Source organism: Chlorogloeopsis sp. ULAP01 (assembly GCF_030381805.1).
Lineage (GTDB): Bacteria > Cyanobacteriota > Cyanobacteriia > Cyanobacteriales > Nostocaceae > Chlorogloeopsis.
The window spans coordinates 70,641-93,597 of the sequence record NZ_JAUDRH010000019.1; the positions used below are offsets into that span (position 1 = coordinate 70,641).

Here is a 22,957-nt window from a genome sequence, read left to right on the forward strand (position 1 = left end):
GTTACACTACGGATAAACTTGCCTGGACTTCACAATTGCGAAACGAACCCATAGAATTGGCTTGCTGCCGTTGTTGGCGGATAGCTTGCAACCGATCTAACGCCTCATTCATCATCAGTACCCTCAGTAATTACGCCCTCAACACAATAATGAGATTTTCGCATATGCTTCTTGAGTGCTGGATTACGAGAACTTTTAATGCTTAAGCGAGCCATAGCATCAATATTATTTGAATTAATGTCTAAGTAGGGTTTAATCCCATCTACTCCACAATCTGCAAGTTTATATGCTATTGCGATCACGCGCTCATACCAGATTGCCTTTGCTGCATATTTGTCAACCAATTTCCAAAATTTCTTTTCTTCCTGTTCCTCTGTTACCTTATCTTTGTGCATTTTCCGTTTGAGCTTATTAATTTGATCAATTTCCCATTCTTTATATTCATAAAAACTCAACAGATAACGGCTAAACTCTCCTTCTATGTCTCCTCTCACAATTTCGCACAGCAAATCTACATTAGATATAAAAGGGTAACCCCAATTTTTATCTAAATTTAGTGTGATTAATCTATTGTTGTCGCAGATTAAATGCTAAAGATTTTTGTATAAATCAGCGTCTAGCCACTTATATTCGTATTTCCACTCATCAATTTCACCTTTCTCAAGTAATGGTAAAAGAGGATCATCATCATTTCCTTTAGTTGACAAAAAGCATTTAGCAATATTGATACACGCATCCTTATATCCCACCCAAGTTTGTAGAACTCCGTAACCAACATTCTTTCCATCTAGCAATTTTGCATCTGGTAGTCCAGAGATAAAAAATGCTATTTGCTCCTCTTCATTTCTATGAGGTGAGCCAACCGATTGATAGCAATATTCTGCTTCAAAAGCTACGTAATTTCCTCTTTTTCTCGCAGACAAGTACTTTATATAACAGTGTCTTCCTCTAATCTAGTCTTGTTCTTGTTCTTGTTCGCTGGACGGCTCTATCATTATTTAATTCCTCCTTTAAGAAAGCTCAGGTGGTCGAAGGTTCGTAAAGTTAGTAGCGCCGTAGTGGTTATCAATCATCTTGGCAGAGGTTCCAGTCCATCTACCTACCGCGGTGCTGTTAATATGTGCTTCCACACATAAGCTGATAAAGGTATGCCGTGTCTGGTAGCTCTTACGATAAGGGACGCTACACTTAGTTAAGATTGACTTCCATGCACGGTTAGCGAAGTTGTGATGGTCGATAAATTTTCCTTTTGGACTTTTAAACACTAGAGATTCAGGATTATCTTCCTCAGGTCTAATCTCATCTAAAATTGCCTGCACTTCTGAATTAATTGGAAAATCCCGTTTTCTTTGAGTTTTCAGCCCATCTTTGAGGACTAAGCCATCTTCGGAGACGACAACAGATTCCCGAAACTGAATCACACTATTAGTAATGTGCTTCCATTTCAAGCCAACTGCTTCTGATGGTCTGCACCCAGTAAAGAAAAGGAAGCGCACATAGTGGGTGTAATGACTATAGTGGCGATCGCTAGCAAAAGTACGAATAATTAAATCTCTTTCTTCTTTACTGAAAGGATGAATATCCTGTTCCTCAATAGCACCCTTAGGTACTTTGATTTTCATAGCAGCAAAAGGGTTAGTGTCGATTAATCCCTCCTCCATCGCCCAATTACAGCAAGCTTTGAGTTGGGTTAAGCAGCGCTTTGCAGCGTCTGGAGTTAGATTCGTTAACAGATAATCTCGAATAGCAGATGCCTCGTCTAGTGATCGTGTAGGTAACTTAGCAATGTGGTTTCGATGCTTAGTAAAGTCTTTGGCAAAAGTACTAGGACTTACTTGAGGCTTCTTAAACTCGCTATATTTTTCCCAAAGTTCGTCTAATTTAGGTTGGGACTTCTTTATGGGTGTAATGGGTGTAATGGGTGTAATCGTAGTTAAAGCAGATTGAGGTTGGTACTTCTCTAGAGTTAGATCCAATCGTTCATAGAGTATATCTTTTTCAATTTCAGAAGCCTTGATCTGTGCTAATTTTCGATTATTTGGAGTATCAGCTAAACCAGTAGAGATGTAATAACGCTTGCCTCTATATCTAAACCGTAACTGCAACCGATCATTAGAGTTAAGGATAGATACAGAACCCTTAGATGCCCGCCCTGTAGGAGTTTTAGAGAACATAGGTTAAAAAGGTGTAATTACTCCTCTGCTCTAACTCTTTTACACCCACTTTACACCCATTTTGTGTCTGAAGGTATCCAAAAAGCCCCAATATTTACCTCAGTTTTAGAACATTTGTTCTTGATCAGCCAGTACTTAGAAACTAGAAACCCCTTGAAATCATAGGGTTTCAAGGGGTTTGTTTAAATGCCAGGAACCGGATTTGAACCGGTGACACGAGGATTTTCAGTCCTCTGCTCTACCAACTGAGCTATCCCGGCAGACGCTTTTTTCTCAACGATTTATTAATGTAGCAAATATTAATTGCAATTGCAAGAGTTTAAGTAAAAAATTTTTACCCGGTTTTCGCAGTTAACTTGCTCCAACAGAAAACGGCTATAAACACCAGAAACTGTACAAGAACAATACTTGGACCAGAAGCAAAGTTGAAAAGACCTGAGAAAATCATACCAGCGATACTGGTAGTGCAACCAACAATCACTGAAAGTAACAAAAAGCGGTTGAAGTGGTGACTCATTAGCTTGGCAACAGAAGCGGGAATTACCAAAAATGCATTTACTAGTAAAACGCCGACAGCTTTAATCGCCACGGCTACGGCTAATGATAGCAAGACCACAAAGCAATAGCGATACAACTGGACTGGAATTCCTTGTACTTTTGCCACAGCAGGGTTCAAGGTTAACAAAATTTGTTGGTGTAAAGTTGATAATAGGAAGATGCCACTTCCTATAAGTACTAACAAAGTTAAAATCAGGTCTGTTAGGTTTATAGCAAGAATATCGCCGAATAGTACTCCCATTAAGTTTCCACGATATCCTTGAATGAGGCTACTTAAAATTACACCGATCGCTAATGCTCCGGAGAGGACTATACTAAGAACGCTGTCGCTAGCTAAATCAGTTTTATCGATAAAGTAGAGGACAACGACACCAAAAACTAAGCTGAACGGTAGTAGCATCCAGGTGGGATTCAACTGTAACAATACACCTAAGGCTACACCTACTAATGCCGCATGACCTACAGCATGGCTAAAAAAAGATAACTGGCGTAAGGTGACAAAGCTGCCAAGTAAACCACCAAGTATTCCCATCAATATAGCACCGGCGATCGCCCGTTGCATGAAGGGAAATTGTAGTAGTGTCAGCAAATCATTCAAATTTGTGACAGCAAATAGATTCATGTGTCAATATTTACACCCAATTAGTTATATTTAAACTATAGATATTTGAAAATTTTAAGTTTCACTCAGTCAGAACTTTGATTTAAGAATAGTTTTGAGAAGATTTTTAAAATATGCTCACTAAAAATTCTTTTGCTGACACAGTTACTAATCTTAATGCTAAAGCGGAAATTATTGAATATCAACAAAAACCTAATCAAGATATTGATGTGCAACCCTTCTCAAAACAGCTTTTGGGCAGCGATAAAGCCCAGCGAATGGCAGAATTTTTTAGTTTTTTAGGAGATGCTAATCGCTTAAGAATACTCTCCCTTTTAGCTGAAAATGAACTTTGTGTTGGCGATTTGGCTGCGGTGCTAGAGATGAGTGAATCTGCTGTATCTCATCAACTGCGAAATTTGCGAGTAATGCGTTTAGTCAGTTATCGCAAGCAAGGGCGCTATGTTTTCTATCGTCTTCATGACAGTCACGTCTTGCATCTTTACCAAGCTGTTGCCGAACACCTTGATGAAAAGGATGAAGGTTAATTCAGTTATCAGTTAACAGTTATCAATTGCTATTTTTGATAACTCTTTTCTATTACCTGTCCCCTGTCCCCTGCTCCCTAATTTAATGATGATGTTGGTAGTGACTGAATCCTGGGCCGTATGTTGCTAATAAGTTTTGAGGTGATAGAGCAATTGATGGAGCACCAGTACAAATAATAGTTTGGTTGAGACAAATTACGCGATCGCAAAATTGGCTAACCATATTAATATCATGAGAAACCTGCAATATTGTCCAGCCTTCCTCCTGCTTGAGATCATTTAGCAAGGTGTAAAAATCCGCAGTACCTTGTACATCTACTCCAGCAAAAGCTTCATCTAATACCAAGAGTTTTCGAGGTATTACTAAGCAGTAAGCCAATAATACTCGCTTTAGCTGTCCGCCACTAAGAGTTCCAATTGCTTGATTTCGCAGATGGTAAGTATCGGTTCGCCGCAAAGCTGTGACTATTGCTGCTGTTTTTTCCTGTCTATATTCTCTGAAAGCGTTGAGAGAGAATTTTCTTTTACCATCTTTTCTAGTTCCTAATTCCCAATTCCCATTGCCCAGTTCTTTCACCCATCCCAAACCTACTAACTCATTAACAGAAATGGGAAAGCTACGGTCAAAGATAAAATGCTGCGGCATATAGCCCAATTTATATCGTAAATCCCCAAGCTTGGATATTGGGCGACCAAATATTTCCACCTTGCCAGTACTTCGCGGAATTAATTCTAAAATTGCTTGTACTAGTGTACTTTTCCCTGCACCATTCGGCCCAACTATAGCTGTGTTTGTTCCTGGTAATAATTTAAAAGAAACATCTCGAACAGCAGGATAGCTACCTTGGTATACAGACAATCTCTCAACTTTTAAAATAGGAATTTCATTAGTCATTAGCTCTGAGTCATTTGTCATTAATCATTTGTCATTAGTACTAATTAAAAAAGACAAATGACAAAATTCATTTAAGTAAGTGAACATGATGAAACGTAAAATTCTTATTGCCAGACACTATATGAAATAAGCTTTGTACCAAAAGTTAACTCACCCCGTCCTTTCGGACACCCCTCTTTTTATTAAGGAGAGGGTAGAGCGTGAGGTTTTTCATCTTTAGGTGATAAAACTTGTTTCATCGGGACTGCCTCCTGCCTTCTACTTACCTTCTACTGACAAGCTGATTCTAAGGTTTGTAAATTATTTCTCATTGCTTGGAAATAATGTTGTGGATCGGTTGGCCCTGTTTCTAAGGAATCCAGAGGACGCAAGTCTAAATTTAAGTCTTGGGAAAGATTTTTGAGTAATTTGTTATCTGTTCCTGCTTCACCAAATAAAGCTTTAACATTATATTTTTTGACAGTATTGACCACTTTTTGTACATCTGCTGGTGCAATTTGATCTTCTGGAATTTCTACTACTGCTACTTGCTTGAGGTTATACCGTTGCGCTAGATATGGATAGGCGTCATGAAAAGTGACAAAGGTGCAATTGGGGTACTTTTGTAAAGTTTGCTGAAATTCATTATTTAGATTGTCTAATTGCTTGATGTATTCAGCAGCATTTGCTTCGTAAGTAGCCTTATTTGCAGGATCTGCCGCTATTAACCCATCTCGAATATTGGTAACTTGTTCTTTTGCCAATACTGGATCTAACCAAACATGAGGATTACCTTCTGTATGTTCATGTTTATGTCCATGATCGTGGTTGTGTCCCGTTTCGATTACAGGCGAAATCTGATTCAAAGGTTTAATTCCGGTACTAGCATTAATTTGAGTTAGTTTCGGATTTTGAGCATTTTTAACGATGCCTGACAAAAATTCCTCTAAACCTAAGCCATTTTTTACCAGTACATTCGCAGTAGCGATCGCTCTGACATTTTCAGGTGTGGCTTGATATTCGTGGACTTCCGTACCAGGAGGTACCAATATTTCTACATCTGCCACATCTCCAGCTACTGCCTTGCTAAACCAGTAGATTGGTAAAAATGTTGCTACTACTTTGGTTTTTCCAGACTGAGGTGCAGAGGTAGAAGCAGCATCTTGCGCTGGTGTTGGCTGTTGATTTGTTTGTGCTTGATTTTGATTGGTTTGATTGCAGCCAACTCCAACAGATAAAACGAGCAAAGCAATTAAGGATATGAGACTGCTTCTGTATTTACCTGTGCGACTTTCTACCTGAGCCTGGCTCACAATACTTTCTCCTGCGTTAAAGATAGGAACGTTTGTCAAAAATTTTATTGACAACGATAGCTATTTTAACTCTAATATAAAAATAATTTTCATTCTCATAAGTCTCAAAATCCACATTTGTATCTAAATGTCAAATTAATCACATAGTCTTTCATCATCTCTTGACTTTTTTGTTCTACCAGAGGATAACTTCTAGATTCTTTGTTAAAAAAATGCTAATAATCGATAAATTACTTGACAATCTTTATTAAGAAAATCTGCTTTTGGGAAGTAGTGTTAGAGAATCTTTTGTTTAGGTAGTGTGAGGAGTAAAATGCAAAAATTTTGGAAAACTCTGCTGATAACTCCAGCAGTGTATAGCGTAATGCTGTTTGTTGGCTCTGTTGCTATTGCACAGGAACAAACCACTATCTCAGAAGTAACTGAATCGCAGTTGGTAGCCAAGCCTGAAAAAAAAGTCCAGAAAAATACAGAACAACTAGTAGCGCAAGTAACTTCCGTTTCTCAGTTATCAGACGTACAACCTACAGACTGGGCATTTGTTGCTTTGCAATCACTGGTTGAACGTTACGGATGTATTGCCGGATATCCAAATGGCACATATCGGGGTAATCGGGCAATGACGCGGTATGAGTTTGCGGCAGGATTGAATGCTTGTCTGGATCGGGTTAACGAACTAATTGCTACTGCCACTGGTGATTTGGTACAAAAAGAAGATTTAGCCACATTACAGAGGTTACAAGAAGAATTTGCCGCAGAATTAGCTACTTTACGCGGTCGTGTGGATGCTCTGGAAGCACGTAATGCTGAATTGGAAGCAAATCAATTTTCTACTACTACTAAATTAACTGGACAAGTTGTCGCAGCCCTTACTGATGTCTTCGCAGGGGATGACGTTAATGGTGTAGATGCAAAAAACAACAATACAACTTTTGGAGCACGGGCGCGTGTAGAATTAAATACTAGCTTTACAGGAAGAGATACTCTATTTACTAGGCTGCAAGCAAATAATATTCTCAACCCAGATATTGGTACGCCAGAGGGAAGTTTGTTCTTTGCAGGTGAAGATGGCACGACTGATGTGGCAATAGATGCACTGTGGTACAGATTTCCCCTGACTGAAAGTACGGAGGTTATCGCTATAGCCAATGCAGGTGCCGCAGACGATGTTACCAGTACAGTGAATATCTTTGATGGAGATGGTGCGTTTGGTGCTTTGTCTACCTTCGGTACGCGTAACCCAATCTATTACCAAATGGACGGTGCAGGCTTTGGTGTCACCCAGAATTTTGGTGATGCATTGGCGCTGAGTTTAGCATATTTGGCGAGTTCACCCAATGATTCCTCCTCTGATAATGGCTTTTTCAATGGGCCTTATGGTGCTCTGGCACAGTTAACCTTTAAACCAAGCGATCGCTTCACCATTGGTTTAACTTACATCAACGCCTACAATCAACAATTGGGTGCTGGTAGCAGTAGGGCAAATCCAATCTCCTTTTTAGATCAAAATTTCGGGACTGTTGATGTGCCTTTTTCTAGTAACTCCTACGGTGTACAAGCATCCTTAGGTATTAGCGAGCAATTTGTTTTAGGTGGTTGGGTTGGCTACACAAATGCTCGGAATTTATCCACAGCAGGAGGAACTATTGACCGTGGAGAGCTTGATATTTGGAACTGGGCAGTAACTCTAGGTTTTCCAGACCTTGGTAAAAAAGGTAACTTAGCGGGTATCATTGTCGGTATGGAACCTAAGGTTACAGGTTCTAGTCTCAATGAAATCGACACCGATGGGGATACTTCCTATCATGTAGAGGCGTTCTACCAATATCAGATTAGCGATAACATCACTATCACTCCAGGAGTAATCTGGCTAACTGCCCCGGATCACAACAATGATAATGATGATGTTATTATTGGGGCATTAAGGACTACCTTCAGTTTTTAATAAAAAAAGACCAGCTTACCACGGCTGGTCTACTAAAAAATTTCTTCTTTACGTTGTCTTCTCAAGAGAGCAAAGCCCAAGCTTCGCGTTCCCAAAGCGGAGCGGGCAATTTTTCTTAACAATCATTGTAACAGCCTACACAGATTTTTAGTTTACCTTTACCAAAAAAAAGAAATGGATTAAGAAAATTAGCCTCTATCTTTAAGATGAAAGTAGAAATATCCATTAAACCAATCCAGAACGTAAAGCAACAACTGCTGCTTGGACGCGATCGTCAACAGATAATTTATTCATAATCCCTCGGACGTGAGTTTTCACAGTATTAGGACTGAGGTAGAGTTTTTCAGCAATCTCTGGGTTGCTGTAACCTTCTACCATCAGTTTCAACACCTCTAATTCTCGTTCGGAGAGATTTGCTATGTTCCCTTTTGGAGAAGGCGGTTTAAGATTTTCGATCACTTGTCTGGCAATTTGAGGATCGAGATAAGTTGCACCCTCAACAGCAGCAGCGATCGCACTCAAAAGCCTTTCCACACTCGCCCCTTTTATACAATATGCATCTGCACCACTAGATAGAGCAGCAATAATTTCCGTCTCCGTTTTGTGCGATGTTAGCATCACCACGTGAGTTTCTGGTAATGCAGCTTTAATTTGCTGTGTCGCAGCAATGCCATCTAGTCGCGGCAACCCAATATCCATGACTACTAAATCTGGTTTGAGTTTCAATGCAGCTTGCACGCCTAAGTAGCCATCTTCAGCTTGTCCAACAATTTCCAATTGGGGATGCGCCATTAGCGACTGTTCCAAACCCAATTGCATCATCGGATCGTCTTCAATTATTAACACTCGCAAAGGCGGAGCTTCTGGTGGCAAATTAAAAGAAGTATCAAAAGACATTTTAAATATTGATTGTTAATTGTTAGTTGTTAATAGTTAATAGTTAATAGCACCATTAACCATTAACCATTAGCTATTAACTTACTGTTCTATTCTTCCACGCGATATCCCAACTCTGCTAAACGGATGCGGGATTGACGCCATTTTGGTTGCACTTTCACGAACAGTTCCAAGTAGACTTTGCCTGCAATTAACTTTTGAATTTGTTCGCGTGCTGCACTACCAATAGCTTTGAGCATCGATCCGCCTTTGCCAATCAAAATTCCTTTTTGGGAATCACGCTCGACGTGGATCGTTGCCATCACACGGGTAATCGTTGGTGTTTCTTGCACCTGATCTATAGATATCGCCACAGAATGGGGAATTTCTTCACGCGTTAACAGTAAAATCTGTTCGCGAATTAATTCACCCATAATAAAACGCTCCGGTTGGTCAGTTACCAAGTCAGGAGGATAATAGTAAGGCCCAGGTTCTAAATTTTGAATCAGTAATTGTTGTAATTCCGGCAATCCTACACCAGTTTTGGCAGAAAATTTGACTGTTTGCCATTGTTGGGAATCAGCTAACTTGGTATAACTTTCATTTATCTCTAGTAAATTTGGAGGCTGTTCGTCAATTTTGTTCAAGCCCAAAATTACTGGTGTGCTGCTGCGACTGAGCAAATCGGCAACATAGCGATCGCCCGCGCCACAGGTTGTTGTAACATCAACCACAAATAGCACTACATCCACAGATTCAATGGCGATTTTTGCATTTTGTACCAGTACTTCTCCTAACTGATGATGAGGTTTGTGAATTCCTGGGGTGTCCACAAAAATTAGCTGTGCATCTTTGGTGGTTAAAATGCCTTGCAAGCGGTTGCGTGTAGTTTGTGCTACTGGTGATGTAATGGCAACTTTTTGTCCAACCAACTGATTCATGAGCGTAGATTTACCGACATTAGGGCGACCGATAATGCCAATAAAACCTGACCTGAATTCAGGAGGAGCCTGAGGAATCATTACTTCTCCTGAAAAAGAGAAGATGTCATTATTGCTACTATTCACCTGGGACTCCATTTACCCTGCGTTTGCTATTAGTATATTTTTTGTAGAGACAAAATTCTCATCCACTCACCTAAAAGTTTTAGCAATTGCCTCTGCTTTTATCTAATCTACTAGTGAAGTACCATCACTTCAAGCTATACAGAAAAGTAAAAAAGTGGCATTTTCCCAAATCTGTGATCGTAGCTTTGGGTCATTTTAGTCAGTCGGTGAGAATCGCAACCATATGTATATTACATCAATTAAGTTCCTTACTTTTTTCTTTTCTTACTCTTACAGATATAATTTTAAAGACTGTAAATCCAATTTTTCAAAGAAATCAGATTTTAATTTGGTACAATAAGTATTTTTTAAAAAAGAGATAAGAGAACTGGGGAAACTAACTACTTACTCCGATTACAAACTCTCCCTCATTCACAGATTGATTGATAGAAATATCATATACTAATCCATTCGCTTGCGTACAAACATCAATCACTGTTGGTAACTTACCTTCTTTATTAAAACTCAGAATTTGATAAATAAGTTCTCCTGCTTTCACTTCACTTCCCAATTCAACTCTTGATTTAATCATTCCCCCTACAGGAGCATAATATTTTGTGACTTTACTTCTAGTTTTAAAATTCATGGTATGAGAATGAGTATTATCTAAATTAAAATCAGCAATTTTTAATACTCCTTTCTGTAATAAATAATTCTTTATTCCCTTTAAACCTTTAGCAACTGCATTAGGAATCATCTGCATACCCGTACCTAGTTCCAGCGTCCAAGCTTCTATATCAAATTGAATTTCTCTGCCTAGTTGTTTAAAACACTCTTCAAGTGCTAACCACGGTTTGATAAAAGCCTCATCAAATGCATCACCGTCATACTCATCCAGCCAAATCCCCAAATCTAGAAGAAAATATTTAGCACTAGCTTCGCGATCGCGAAAGTAATAGAGGTAATTGAGTCCTTGATTTGTAGAACTGTGTAAATCAATCAAATAGTCGGAATTTAAACACAAAGACTGGAGTTGATAGCGGAATTTTTCAGTATAGAGTACGCTACTGGGAGAATTAATCTTTTCTAAGAGTTGAGCAAATTTTTGTTGAATTAAAGCTCGGTAATTTTGTTTTACCATTTCTAAATCTAGATGAAGTTGAGTTTTAGCAAAGCTAGCTAAATTATCTGCTTCTTTTTCGTAGTCCCAAAAGATGCGGTTCCAGTCTTTGAATTCATAAACACAGTATCTGCCAGGGGAAAAATTATGAGCGCGTTCATTAGTTCCCATTGGATTACAAACAGGAACTAACAAAATTTCCCCAATTAAATCAGAGTCGTTTATAGACAGCAAAAAATCAATTAACTGGTGAATGACTGCGTTACCAGCTATTTCTGCACCGTGTAAATTAGATTGAATATAAACCTTTTTGCCTGGCTGTGCGCCAATAAATTTGTATACTTGCAGAGACAAGCGATCGCCGGAAGCCATTTGACGCAGAGGAATGGTAGAAATAATAGGAATCATATTTTGCGTATCAAGTCTTGAAAAGAATTCTATTATTTTGAGCCGATATTGTAACGGTGGGTAATGAAGGCAGAGGGCAGTAGACGCGTAAGCGGCTACTTACCCGACGGGAAGCCGCTTGCGCGTCTACAGAAGTCGCTAGCTAACGCAACGCCTGACGGCGAACACGCAAGAGCGTAGGTAGGAAATTAGGACAAGGGGCAGGGGAGCCAAGGAGACAAGGAGAAAGAATATGCTGATAATTATCCGTGTCCCTGTGTCTTCTTCATCTATTCCCTGTAACCTGTACCCTGTCCCCTGTAACCTCTCCCCTAGTAACGATGGAACTAGAAGCTCTACTGCGAAATAATCGTACAATTCGCGCTATCGGTTTTGATGATGCTCCTTTTGTTCGCCATTGTTGTCATCCGGTTGGAGTTGCAGGAGTTGTCTGTGCTAATACTCGCTTTGAAGGAATGGTTTGGGGAGAAATTCAACCAGATGGCTGGGATGCTACAGAAATTCTTTGTCAATTGCTGGTGGATGGCAAATTTCTACCGCAGCTGCATATAGTGCTGCTAGATGGCATTTCTCTGGGTGGCTTTAATTTGATTAACTTGCCACTGTTAGCAAAACGACTGGAGCGTCCTTGTATTGCTGTGATGCAACGCCAACCAAACTTGAATAAAATTGAAAAGGCTATTCAAAAGCTACCGCAACCAGAACAACGATTAGAAATTCTACGCCAAGCTGGTTGCATCTATGAATATCCACCCTTTTATTTTCAGGTTTGTGGTGCCGAACCACAGGTAAGCGCCCAAGTGCTACGGCGTCTGACAGACTGCGGTTATGTACCAGAGGCGCTGCGTCTTGCTCACCTTATTGCTGCTGCTGTTGTCAAAGGAGAGAGTGGAAGACAAGCCTAAAAAATCCACAGCGATCGCCACGATCAACTTTTTCTTTTGGATGCCTTTTGAATCTCTCTAACTACAAGCGGGTTGTCTCAATGCATCATCCAAAATCACGCCAATGGTACAAGCGTTCAATCAAAAGTCCATTCTGGAAACCGCCAAATATATTTAAGGGCTTCCCTTCTGCCTACTGCCTACTGCCTACTGCCTTCTTCATGATCACAATTTTCATTCCCCGCCCTGTTATCGGTGCAGAACGATTAACTCTGTCTTATGGACTTTTGCAGCGATCTATCCCGATTGATTCTCTGGAAACTTATGCTCGAACAGGCAAAATAGATGATGAATTGGCAAACTACGCTCGGTATGCACCCGAAGAACAATTAGAGCAACTGCGAGAAGTTTTACTTACTCCTATTCCTTTAAATGCTATACAGGTTTCTCAGTTTCTCTACACACCCATCGGAGAAAGACTATTAGAAATTCTGGCACAAGTTATTCAGGGAGAAACACGCTCCACTGGTTTTTATGGAATTCGCGCTGCACTAATTTTGGCAGCAGTAGACTCAGAAAACTTTAATTTATTGAATATACTGCGCAAATTTCCTTCCAGTGAAATTTCGATTAATTTAGCCCGCAGCTTACAGTTTGCTCAGTCAATTCAGAGTTTTGTAAACCAAACTCAACAAGCGATCGCACTCATTAACAAGCAATTCAATCAACAGACGGCAACTCTCCTTCCTCAAACAAACAACGTTGCCAAAATCAACTTACCACAATCTCGGCCTTTTCGAGGGCAAAAGCAAACCATCACACTTTTCGATCCATCGCGTAATCGTACCTTTCCTGCTGACATTTATCTACCAACTGGTTCCAATCGTGCGAGAGTAATAGTCATTTCTCATGGACTTGGTTCCGATCGCACAAGCTTTGCTTACCTAGCTGAATATTTGGCATCTTATGGTTTTGTTGTTGCAGTTCCTGAACATCCTGGTAGCAATACTCAACAGCTGCAAGCATTATTGTCAGGTAGATCTGCTCAAGTTACTGCGCCCGGCGAGTTTATTGACCGACCTTTAGATGTTAAATATTTATTAGATGAATTGACTCGCCTATCTCAAATTAACCCTGCCTTCAAAGGACGCATGAATTTGCAAGAGGTAGGCGTCGTTGGGCAATCCTTTGGAGGCTATACAGCTTTAGCATTAGCGGGCGCACCAATTAACTTTGAGCAACTAGAAAAAAGTTGCCCGGCTTTCCAAGACACATTCAATGTTTCGCTCCTGCTGCAATGCTTGGCTTTAGAATTACCACAATCTCGTCAATACAACCTTGCCGATCCACGCATCAAAGCAGCGATCGCCATTAATCCTGTCAATAGTATAGTTTTTGGGCAACAGAGCCTAAGTCAAATCAAAATCCCAGTTATGATGATCAGTGGCAGTGCCGATACAGCTGCTCCGGCTCTTCCGGAACAAATCCAACCTTTTAGGTGGCTTACAACCCCAAACAAGTATCTAGCATTGATTAATAATGCTACTCACTTTTCCACCATTGCAGAATCACCAAACACTGCCATACCTGTTCCCAGTCAAGCTATCGGTCCTAATCCTGCCTTAGCTCGTCGCTATGTCGAGATTTTGAGTATTGGCTTTTTCAACTCTTACATTGCTAATCAGCCGAATTATCTTTCCTATCTGAGTCCAGATTATATTAATATCATCAGTCAGCCACCATTGCCGCTTTCATTAGTGCGATCGCTTGACTTTAACAGCAGTAGTATTTTCCTAGAAGAGTTTAGTAATAATAACCAACAGTAGTAAATAAATTTACTCTTAAAAATCTCTTAGCTTGTAGTGAATACTTTAGCACTGAATACAAATTGGGACATTGCTGTCTGTTATTTATCAGACAGAAGTCGTAAATTGTACTTAATACAAATTTTCATTAATAAACCATCATTAGCAGTAAAATCATCGAGAAATAAAATTCGTTAGTCGGTAATGCAATGAGCTTATGCATTAACCCTCGCTGCCCTGACTCTCAAAATCCTGACAACATTTTGTTTTGTCAAACTTGTGGTTCAGAATTACTACTACAAAGTCGCTATCGGGTAGTGAATGGACTGGGCGGTGGTGGTTTTGGGGTGACATTTGCGGTGAAAGATTTACGCAGCAACGCTCCTAAAGCCCTCAAAGTACTGACTCAATCCGAACCCAGGGCGATTGAATTATTTCAACAAGAAGCACAAGTTCTCGCTCAATTAAATCATCCTGGTATTCCCCAAGTTGAACCAGACAGCTATTTTGTATATTTTCCTAGAGATAGCCAACAGTCGCTACACTGTTTGGTGATGGAAAAAATAGAAGGATTGGACTTGTATGAATACATGAAACAGCGAGACTTTCGCCCCATAGATCAAAATTCAGCAGTGCAATGGTTGACTGAAATAGTCACAATTCTGCAACAAGTCCACAGCCAAAACTTTTTTCATAGAGATATCAAGCCACCCAATATCATGCTCAGAGCGACTGGGCAGTTGGTACTGATTGACTTTGGCACAGCACGAGCAGTTACACAAACCTACTGGTTTGCCCAGGCTCAAGGCAATGTTACAGGTATTATTTCCGCAGGCTACACCCCTCCCGAACAGTTCAACCATCAAGCTGTACCACAGTCCGATTTTTTTGCCTTGGGACGCACATTTATATTTTTACTAACAGGCAAAGAACCAACCGATCCAGCAATTTACGATTCTTACACAGCAGAGATTCGTTGGCGTAACTATGCAGGTGAAATCTTACCACAGCTTGCAGATTTGATTGATTGGATGATGGCGCATTCACCCAGTCAGCGCCCGGCTAATACTCAAATAATTTTACAAAGACTGGCGGAGATTGACCAAATTTTGAATACACGTCAGCCTCGTTATACTCCTCCAGTGTTTGCTGCTCCATCAGTTCCAGCGACAAAGCAAGTAAGCCAATCTCCTCCAGCAGTAACCCAACCTGCAAAAATTGGATGGGGTTTTTTATTAAAGTGGATACTTGCAACTACTGTAGGCGTTGTTATGGGTGCTGTGGTGGGATTAGTTGTAGGCGCTGCTGTGGGTAATGTGAATGCAGGCAATACTGTGGCTGCTGCTATAGCGGGGACTTTCGTCGGAATAATGCAATGGCTGGTGCTGAGACGACAAATTTATCAGGCTGGTTGGTGGGTATTGGCAACTGCTGTGGGCTTTGCTGTGTTTGGTGCTGTAGCTAATGCTCTGATTGGTGCTGTGTTTGGTGCTGTATTTAATGCTCTGATTGATGCAATGGCTGGTGCTGTATTAGGGATTTTTGTCGGAATAATGCAATGGTTGGTACTGAGACGACAAATTTATCAGGCTGGTTGGTGGGTATTAGCAACTGCTGTGGGCTTTGCTGTGTTTGGTGCTGCGTTTAATACTGTGACTGGTGCCGGTGCTGGTGCTATCCTTGGACTAATTACAGGACTTACGTTAGTTAAGCTCTTACGAAATCGATTTTCAAAACCATAAAAGCAACAGCTTGAGAACTTCCAAGACACTGTTCAAACACAGTAAACAAAAAATTATTGAAGCGCGAAAATGAATAATATAAGGTTCTGAGTATATTAAAAAATCTTGGTCAAATTTTAATCTCATAATTATGTCTAATCGTCCCATTTACCTCGATAACCATGCCACCACACCTTTAGATGAACGGGTATTGGCAGCAATGTTACCCTACTTTACCGAACACTTTGGTAATCCTTCCAGTATCGGTCATGTTTACGGTTGGGAAGCAGAAGCTGCTATTAAAAAATCGCGGGAAATTTTAGCTGAAGTGATTAACGCCACACCAGAAGAAATCGTCTTTACTAGTGGTGCCACAGAAGCTAATAATTTGGCTATCAAAGGAGTTGCAGAAGCCTATTTCCAAAAAGGGCAGCATATTATTACTGTTGCTACTGAACATAACGCTGTTCTCGATCCTTGCAAATATCTGCAAACTCTAGGTTTTGAAATTACTATTCTCCCAGTTCAACAAGATGGACTCATAAATTTAAGCGAGTTAGAAAAGGCCTTGCGCCCCGATACTATTTTGGTTTCAGTGATGGCAGCAAATAACGAAATTGGCGTATTGCAGCCATTAGCAGAAATTGGTGCTATCTGTCGGGAGCGTGATGTAATTTTTCACAGTGACGCTGCACAGGCGATCGCCAAAATTCCGTTAGATGTGCAGGTAATGAAAATTGACTTGATGTCATTAACAGCACATAAATTATACGGCCCCAAAGGTGTTGGTGCGCTATACGTCCGTCGCCGCAACCCAAGAGTGCAAATAGCTCCTCAGCAGCACGGAGGCGGGCATGAGCGGGGAATGCGTTCTGGTACCTTGTACACACCGCAAATTGTCGGATTTGGGAAAGCAGTGGAAATCGCTCTAAAAGAACAAGCCACAGAAACTCAACGCCTTACTCAACTGCGGCAAAGTTTATGGGAGGAGCTTTCTCAGTTAGAGGGAATTCATCTCAACGGACACCCCACCCAGCGCCTGGCGGGAAATTTAAATATTAGTGTTGAGGGAGTAGACGGGGCAGCACTTTTGTTAGGATTGCAACCAGTAATGGCTGTATCTTCTGGTGCTGCTTGCTCCTCGGCAACTACTGCACCATCCCACGTCCTCACAGCACTAGGACATTCAGAAAAGTTAGCTTATGCGTCAATACGGTTTGGCATTGGACGATTTAATACAACTGAGGAGATTGAGCGCGTCGCCCAACACACCATTGCTACAATTGGAAGTCTACGGAAGCAGGCAATGATGGTTTAACATTGTCAGGCGATCGCACCATTTTCTTTGAAATGCGCGGAAGGGTAGGTGTTGAAAAACCAGTTCACAAAAAAATGGCTGGATTCCTTATACTGTAAAAAGAAAAGAGCGATCGCACTTCTCAACCATCCGCGCTCCTTGTTCAGACTGGGTTTGGGCTATTTTCACTCTACTCAATCCAAATTTTTCATGCTATGATTGCCTCGTCCGCGCAAACGAACCTTGAAAATCTAATATTGATTGACTTTTGGGCTGCCGCAGTGTTGAAATTCTAATTACTCCCTATTAGGGATTGAAACATCATCAGATCCCTCTCATACCCACATAAAGTCGTGTTGAAATTCTAATTACTCCCTATTAGGGATTGAAACTTATTATGAAAGTTTCACCCACCCGCTTATTTGCGTGTTGAAATTCTAATTACTCCCTATTAGGGATTGAAACGCTGGGCTTCTACCTTCTAAGACCCCCCGTTGTGTGTTGAAATTCTAATTACTCCCTATTAGGGATTGAAACTATCGAGAAAAAGTTGGCAGACCTAGACCAGCTAGCGTGTTGAAATTCTAATTACTCCCTATTAGGGATTGAAACGGAAGCACCAAACCTTCAAACCGTCTCCGACAGTGTTGAAATTCTAATTACTCCCTATTAGGGATTGAAACCCATTGGGACAACAGCGACACGTAGAAATTACTCCCAAGTGTTGAAATTCTAATTACTCCCTATTAGGGATTGAAACTTGACCATTTGAGGAGCACTTCTTTAAAATCCTCCTCACGTGTTGAAATTCTAATTACTCCCTATTAGGGATTGAAACACAAATAACAAAAAGCAAAAGGTAAACAAAAACTAATAAGGTGTTGAAATTCTAATTACTCCCTATTAGGGATTGAAACAGCGGCATTAGATAGAAGCGTGAGTGGAATTTTAGGGGTGTTGAAATTCTAATTACTCCCTATTAGGGATTGAAACTAGCTATCCCAGCAGCTGTAATCGCGTGAATATCGTGTTGAAATTCAAATTACTCCCTATTAGGGATTGAAACTTATCAAGCTCTTCCGAGGATACCCCAATTCTGGTGTTGAAATTCTAATTACTCCCTATTAGGGATTGAAACTCAAAACACCTTTACCTCCCTTGGTACGACTGCGGTGTTGAAATTCTAATTACTCCCTATTAGGGATTGAAACGCACAGGGCGGGTATTCTGTTGTTTTGGAGGCAGGGTTGAAATTCTAATTACTCCCTATTAGGGATTGAAACCCTCTATTTCTGATGCAAATTTTTTCACCTCGCACCAGGTTGAAATTCTAATTACTCCCTATTAGGGATTGAAACATTATAGCGTGTGTACACGCTATAATATGAATATGTTGAAATTCAAATTACTCCCTATTAGGGATTGAAACGCCGACTTCTTCGTTTTAAAGTTGAAGAAGATGATTTAGTTGAAATTCAAATTACTCCCTATTAGGGATTGAAACCTCTTCTGGTGCCTTTGCTATTGCTAAGGCTACTAAGTTGAAATTCAAATTACTCCCTATTAGGGATTGAAACTTCCTGCTTGGTACCGTAAGGTTATATCAGAGTATAGTTGAAATTCTAATTACTCCCTATTAGGGATTGAAACTGCTCTTTTCCCTTCTGTCCCTGGTGCTGGTTGTCGGGGTTGAAATTCTAATTACTCCCTATTAGGGATTGAAACCATCACTTACGCTCTTTAGTGCCATTCCCACTGGTTGAAATTCTAATTACTCCCTATTAGGGATTGAAACAGGCTTAATTGACTTGGAGACTAAATTTAACCAAGTTGAAATTCTAATTACTCCCTATTAGGGATTGAAACCTCTACCTCAATTCCCTCATTGGAGCGTACACAGGGTTGAAATTCTAATTACTCCCTATTAGGGATTGAAACGGGCTTATTGCTTATACTAAAAGTGGTTTGGAATCGCGTTGAAATTCTAATTACTCCCTATTAGGGATTGAAACAACGATAGTAAAAGTGCCTCCACCGTTTACGGCGGTTGAAATTCTAATTACTCCCTATTAGGGATTGAAACTCCTGGGCATACGAACTCTGTAACGATGGAGCAGTTGAAATTCTAATTACTCCCTATTAGGGATTGAAACTTAAAAAAGCAACCTTGCGGTTAATTCGTCTCCCCCTAGTTGAAATTCTAATTACTCCCTATTAGGGATTGAAACGTGAGGGACGCAACTTCGGCTGGTAGCTGCGTAGGTTGAAATTCTAATTACTCCCTATTAGGGATTGAAACTACACGGTCAGCCCGCCGGATACGGCTGAAGCTGGTTGAAATTCTAATTACTCCCTATTAGGGATTGAAACTCCGCGCCATTCAAACGGGTAATCCCCAACAATGTACCGTTGAAATTCTAATTACTCCCTATTAGGGATTGAAACTAGGGTCACCACTTCTAACCTCAAAGTGTAGGTGTTGAAATTCTAATTACTCCCTATTAGGGATTGAAACCCCCCTCTAACAGCATTGGCTGGTAAACAGGTAAAAGTGTTGAAATTCTAATTACTCCCTATTAGGGATTGAAACTGCATCTTCCGGCACGCTGGTCGTAACATAAGCTGGTTGAAATTCTAATTACTCCCTATTAGGGATTGAAACGAGATACTATTTTCTCAACCTATTACTAAAAAAAGTTGAAATTCTAATTACTCCCTATTAGGGATTGAAACCATTCACAATTTCTAATAAAAATTTTTTTGACTGTTAAAATTTTAATTACTCCCTACTATGGATTGAAACCAATAACAATAATCTATGCTCGGAAAGATTTCTACTTCCAACAAAGACTTTTTAGAGATGAATTATAAAGAAAATTTTAACTGTAGGTGCGTTACGGCTAGTTCTAATTCTCATAAACTCTCAAATCCTTGCATAGCCGTAACACACCCTGCTTAAATACTTAACCTCTTACAAGTTTATTTATGCGATCGCTTGAGGATGAAAATGAGGATATCAGCTAGCGAAAAAATGACTTAAGTTTGTACCAATTTTTCAATTAATAACAGCAGATGTTTCTCCAATTTTCCCAAAGCTTCTTGTGCTGAAGTTTTATCAGTATCGTGGATCAACCAATATTCGACAGCATCTAACCATTGAGGAAAACGTTCTAAAATCAGAGGTTGATGTTCCAACTCATCTAGGGCAATTATCAAATCCACAGTTTGAAAATCTTCTTCTAGAGCTTGCAAGGGCAAACGTTCGCTTTCTAGTAAAGTTACTCCCCACTTCTTTAAAGCCTCAATCGTGTATCGGGAAATTGCCCCGATATTGTTTACACCTCTCTCCAGTGCTAAACCGCGTGAGATAGCTTGCCATTTTAATCCGTGCTTTAGAGCCAAGCAATTAAACAGATGTTCGGCAAAACGACTGCGGTAATAATTACCCGTACACAGGAACAAGATTTTTTTCATTTTGGATGATCCTAGTACGTGATGGCGGCTATGAATATACCATTTGAAAAAGCTCAAAAGCCTATCTTTTATGTAATTTTTACCTTTTTATTTGAGTGCTGCAAGTACAGTTTCTATAGCTCGCTCTTTTTGTGGATCTGCACCTTGAGCATATTCTAAGGGAAAGGCTACGTTAATGTCTGGTGTGACGCCTTTGCCTTCTAATCTTTCGTTGCCATTGACAAATACATCTGCAACCGCTACATAAAGTAGACTACCATCTGGCATAAAAAAAGGACGCCCGGCAACTACTGCTCCTGCTGTTTTGGAACCAATTACAGAACCAATTTTATGCTGCTGAAAACCATAAGCATAAATTTCTTTGCTACTTCTGCTGCCTTCGTTGATCACCATAGCCACTGGCTTTTTCCACTGACTCACATAAGTATATTTCCTCCCCTTACGAGAAATACTGGTAACACTTGGCCCTTCTTTTGCTGTAAAGATATTTAGAGAATCAACATCTCCTCCACCCCATCCGTCTCTAAAATCCAGAACTAATGCATCTGCATCTTTGAGGCGTCCGTAAATCATTTCTTCTTGCAGCTGCTGTTGATCTTCGTTAGCAGCATGTGACCAGATATGAATGTAGCCTATTTTCTTTCCTTGCCGTTGAATAATTTGGGTACTAGCTCGGTGTGCCTCGATAAACATGGTGCTGGCGTCTAACATCTTTGGCATGATCGCTATTTCTTTTTGACTGTTGCGATCGGGCGATCGCTGAATCAACAGTTTGACTTTCTCACCTGCTTTTCCCGCAAATGATTGTATTGGTTGATACGAACGTCCATCGACACTAATAATTTGATCGCCTACTTTTAAATCTGCTTTTGCAGCCGGGCTACCATCAAGGATAGCGCTGATAAAGGTTTTGTTATTAATGTTTTTGGTGAATATACCTATATCAGTGTATTCAATCTTGCCTTTGGGAAAGTATTTTTTTAACTGCTTTTGTAACTCTGTACTTCTCGGTACAAAAATGCCTAAAAGCTGGTAATATGCTGGCTCATCTTGAGTGTAATAGCGGATGTGAGAACTTTGCAATTCGGAAAGCATTTGGTTGATGGCGATCGCAAATTCTGCTTTAGACTTGGTTTGTGCTACTTGGGGCTGATATTTTTCCCGCATAGCTTTCCAGTTCACTCCATTAAAATTTGGATCGTAAAAATTTTCATTAACGGTTTGCCAGACTTGTTCAAAAATTTTAGTCTCAGGTTTTGCTAATAACTGAGGCAATGGTGAGCTTAACCAAAAAAGCAGTAATACTGAGCAACTCATCAGCATGACTACAGCTAGCTTCAGCAACCCAGACAGTCTAAGTTTTTTCATTCTTGTCTCCTTATGCGCCTTTTATTAGGCTAAATATTCAAAGACGCAGTGGCTTGCCACAAGAAATTGCTGATGAAAATCTTTAGTTACTAGTTCCCGTAACAACTTCTTTTAACCACACCCGATCAATTTCACCGCAAAAAAGTTGCCCGTCTTTAGCAAATACGCTCACAGACAAAAATACGTCTTTTTCTGGCTCGTCCTCTGAGTCCTCGTGAACCCACTTCCAGTCAACCTTGATACTAACTTCCCATTCCTCATTCGATCTACTCCCAATATGCCCGTCTTTAACTTCTATTGATTTGCAAACAACCCACGGCACACATTCAGGTTTATAAGGCATAGGATGGTCGTATTCATCAGTTGGAACAACTGGATAGGCATAATTTCTGTATGTTGCCAAAATGTGATTTTTTGCAGTTTCAATGATTTGAGATTCCGTAAAATTACTCATGCCACCTCTCCTTGTCTTCAAGATGAGGGGATTAGCTGATCCAGTAAAACTGGGATTTCCTTACCCCGCAATTTGATCAGAATCGTAGATTTAGTTACATCATAACTTCCATTCTGCAACACCGTTTCCTGAGGAGAGAGGATGCAATTATTACCAATTGTTGCTATCTGACAAAGGAGCGATCGCTTATCTGATTTTTTAAATTTTTGCTATATTCGCTTTCTGCTATGTTCGTTGATGCTTATAATTGGCGACCATTCACCAACAAGAATATAATTCCAATCATAAATTGACATGATAAGTTCTCTGTAATAAGTAAATTATTGATTGGTGGTTTGCCAACGCTCACATTTACTCGTTAAACTCTACGTCAATGAATGTAATTATGAATGCCCAACATATTTTTATCTAGTAATTAATATTTTTTGAATATTATTTCTGATTATTTTTTAGAAGCTTAATTTCTACTCCAACACCTCTACACCCTTTCT

Annotated in this window: 18 protein-coding genes, 1 tRNA gene and 1 CRISPR repeat array; of the genes, 6 read left to right on the top strand and 13 right to left on the bottom strand. The window is 40.1% G+C overall.

The genetic code is table 11. The annotated features are described in order from the left end of the window. Nucleotides 1-104: 104 nt before the first annotated feature. The 5 genes from QUB80_RS30615 to QUB80_RS30635 all read right to left on the bottom strand — a co-directional run bounded on the left by QUB80_RS30615 (nt 105) and on the right by QUB80_RS30635 (nt 3,354). The gene (locus QUB80_RS30615; RefSeq protein WP_289793235.1) at nt 105-494 is read right to left on the bottom strand and encodes a hypothetical protein; all 390 of its coding nucleotides are present in this window, start codon (nt 492-494) and stop codon (nt 105-107) included. Between the two features lie 96 nt (nt 495-590). Then, entirely contained in the window at nt 591-923 is a 333-nt protein-coding gene (locus QUB80_RS30620) for a hypothetical protein (protein ID WP_289793236.1), read from the bottom strand. Nucleotides 924-1,010: 87 nt separating this feature from the next. Next, entirely contained in the window at nt 1,011-2,174 is a 1,164-nt protein-coding gene (locus tag QUB80_RS30625) for a site-specific integrase (protein WP_289793237.1), read from the bottom strand. A gap of 187 nt (nt 2,175-2,361) precedes the next feature. Continuing rightward, nucleotides 2,362-2,434: transfer RNA gene (locus tag QUB80_RS30630), tRNA-Phe, on the bottom strand. Nucleotides 2,435-2,508: 74 nt separating this feature from the next. Beyond that, nucleotides 2,509-3,354 carry a metal ABC transporter permease gene (locus QUB80_RS30635; protein ID WP_289793238.1) on the bottom strand — a complete coding sequence of 282 codons (846 nt, stop codon included), beginning with the start codon at nt 3,352-3,354 and terminating at the stop codon, nt 2,509-2,511. Between the two features lie 113 nt (nt 3,355-3,467). On the opposite strand from QUB80_RS30635, the gene QUB80_RS30640 reads away from it, so the two are divergent. Further along, nucleotides 3,468-3,881, top strand: a complete 414-nt coding sequence (locus QUB80_RS30640; protein WP_289793239.1) for an ArsR/SmtB family transcription factor — start codon at nt 3,468-3,470, stop codon at nt 3,879-3,881. A gap of 82 nt (nt 3,882-3,963) precedes the next feature. On the opposite strand, the gene QUB80_RS30645 is transcribed toward QUB80_RS30640, so the two are convergent. Together QUB80_RS30645 and QUB80_RS30650 are read right to left on the bottom strand one after the other, a co-directional pair. Further along, nucleotides 3,964-4,776: a metal ABC transporter ATP-binding protein gene (locus QUB80_RS30645; RefSeq protein ID WP_289793240.1), complete on the bottom strand. Its 813-nt coding sequence runs from the start codon at nt 4,774-4,776 to the stop codon at nt 3,964-3,966. Between the two features lie 269 nt (nt 4,777-5,045). Further along, nucleotides 5,046-6,068 carry a metal ABC transporter substrate-binding protein gene (locus QUB80_RS30650; RefSeq protein WP_289793241.1) on the bottom strand — a complete coding sequence of 341 codons (1,023 nt, stop codon included), beginning with the start codon at nt 6,066-6,068 and terminating at the stop codon, nt 5,046-5,048. Between the two features lie 313 nt (nt 6,069-6,381). On the opposite strand from QUB80_RS30650, the gene QUB80_RS30655 reads away from it, so the two are divergent. Beyond that, entirely contained in the window at nt 6,382-8,013 is a 1,632-nt protein-coding gene (locus tag QUB80_RS30655; protein WP_289793242.1) for an iron uptake porin, read from the top strand. 225 nt (nt 8,014-8,238) lie between these two features. Here QUB80_RS30655 and QUB80_RS30660 read toward each other — a convergent pair whose 3' ends face one another. From QUB80_RS30660 to QUB80_RS30670, 3 genes are all read right to left on the bottom strand, one after another. After that, on the bottom strand, nt 8,239-8,910 hold the full coding sequence (locus QUB80_RS30660) for a response regulator (protein ID WP_289793243.1): 672 nt from the start codon (nt 8,908-8,910) through the stop codon (nt 8,239-8,241). 89 nt (nt 8,911-8,999) lie between these two features. Further along, on the bottom strand, nt 9,000-9,911 hold the full coding sequence (gene era / locus QUB80_RS30665) for a GTPase Era (RefSeq protein WP_289793337.1): 912 nt from the start codon (nt 9,909-9,911) through the stop codon (nt 9,000-9,002). 421 nt (nt 9,912-10,332) lie between these two features. Beyond that, nucleotides 10,333-11,463 carry a succinylglutamate desuccinylase/aspartoacylase family protein gene (locus QUB80_RS30670; RefSeq protein WP_289793244.1) on the bottom strand — a complete coding sequence of 377 codons (1,131 nt, stop codon included), beginning with the start codon at nt 11,461-11,463 and terminating at the stop codon, nt 10,333-10,335. 320 nt (nt 11,464-11,783) lie between these two features. Here QUB80_RS30670 and QUB80_RS30675 point away from each other — a divergent pair, with 320 nt between their 5' ends. From QUB80_RS30675 to QUB80_RS30690, 4 genes are all read left to right on the top strand, one after another. Next, nucleotides 11,784-12,368: an endonuclease dU gene (locus tag QUB80_RS30675; protein WP_289793245.1), complete on the top strand. Its 585-nt coding sequence runs from the start codon at nt 11,784-11,786 to the stop codon at nt 12,366-12,368. Nucleotides 12,369-12,448: 80 nt separating this feature from the next. Next, a complete protein-coding gene (locus tag QUB80_RS30680) occupies nt 12,449-14,173 on the top strand; it encodes an alpha/beta hydrolase (RefSeq protein ID WP_502875340.1) in 1,725 nt (574 codons plus the stop codon). 188 nt (nt 14,174-14,361) lie between these two features. Continuing rightward, a complete protein-coding gene (locus tag QUB80_RS30685; protein ID WP_289793246.1) occupies nt 14,362-15,894 on the top strand; it encodes a protein kinase domain-containing protein in 1,533 nt (510 codons plus the stop codon). Between the two features lie 130 nt (nt 15,895-16,024). Beyond that, nucleotides 16,025-17,191: a cysteine desulfurase family protein gene (locus tag QUB80_RS30690; RefSeq protein WP_289793247.1), complete on the top strand. Its 1,167-nt coding sequence runs from the start codon at nt 16,025-16,027 to the stop codon at nt 17,189-17,191. Nucleotides 17,192-17,453: 262 nt separating this feature from the next. Continuing rightward, nucleotides 17,454-19,973: a CRISPR direct-repeat array (repeat unit 37 nt; unit sequence GTTGAAATTCTAATTACTCCCTATTAGGGATTGAAAC). Nucleotides 19,974-20,206: 233 nt separating this feature from the next. On the opposite strand, the gene QUB80_RS30695 is transcribed toward QUB80_RS30690, so the two are convergent. From QUB80_RS30695 to QUB80_RS30705, 3 genes are all read right to left on the bottom strand, one after another. Beyond that, entirely contained in the window at nt 20,207-20,644 is a 438-nt protein-coding gene (locus QUB80_RS30695; protein WP_289793248.1) for an arsenate-mycothiol transferase ArsC, read from the bottom strand. An 87-nt stretch (nt 20,645-20,731) separates the two neighbouring features. Further along, complete coding sequence (locus tag QUB80_RS30700) at nt 20,732-22,012, bottom strand: S41 family peptidase (RefSeq protein WP_289793249.1); 1,281 nt, start codon at nt 22,010-22,012, stop codon at nt 20,732-20,734. An 82-nt stretch (nt 22,013-22,094) separates the two neighbouring features. Continuing rightward, nucleotides 22,095-22,466 (bottom strand): hypothetical protein, encoded by a 372-nt coding sequence (locus tag QUB80_RS30705; RefSeq protein ID WP_289793250.1) that lies wholly within the window; start codon nt 22,464-22,466, stop codon nt 22,095-22,097. Nucleotides 22,467-22,957: the final 491 nt, after the last annotated feature.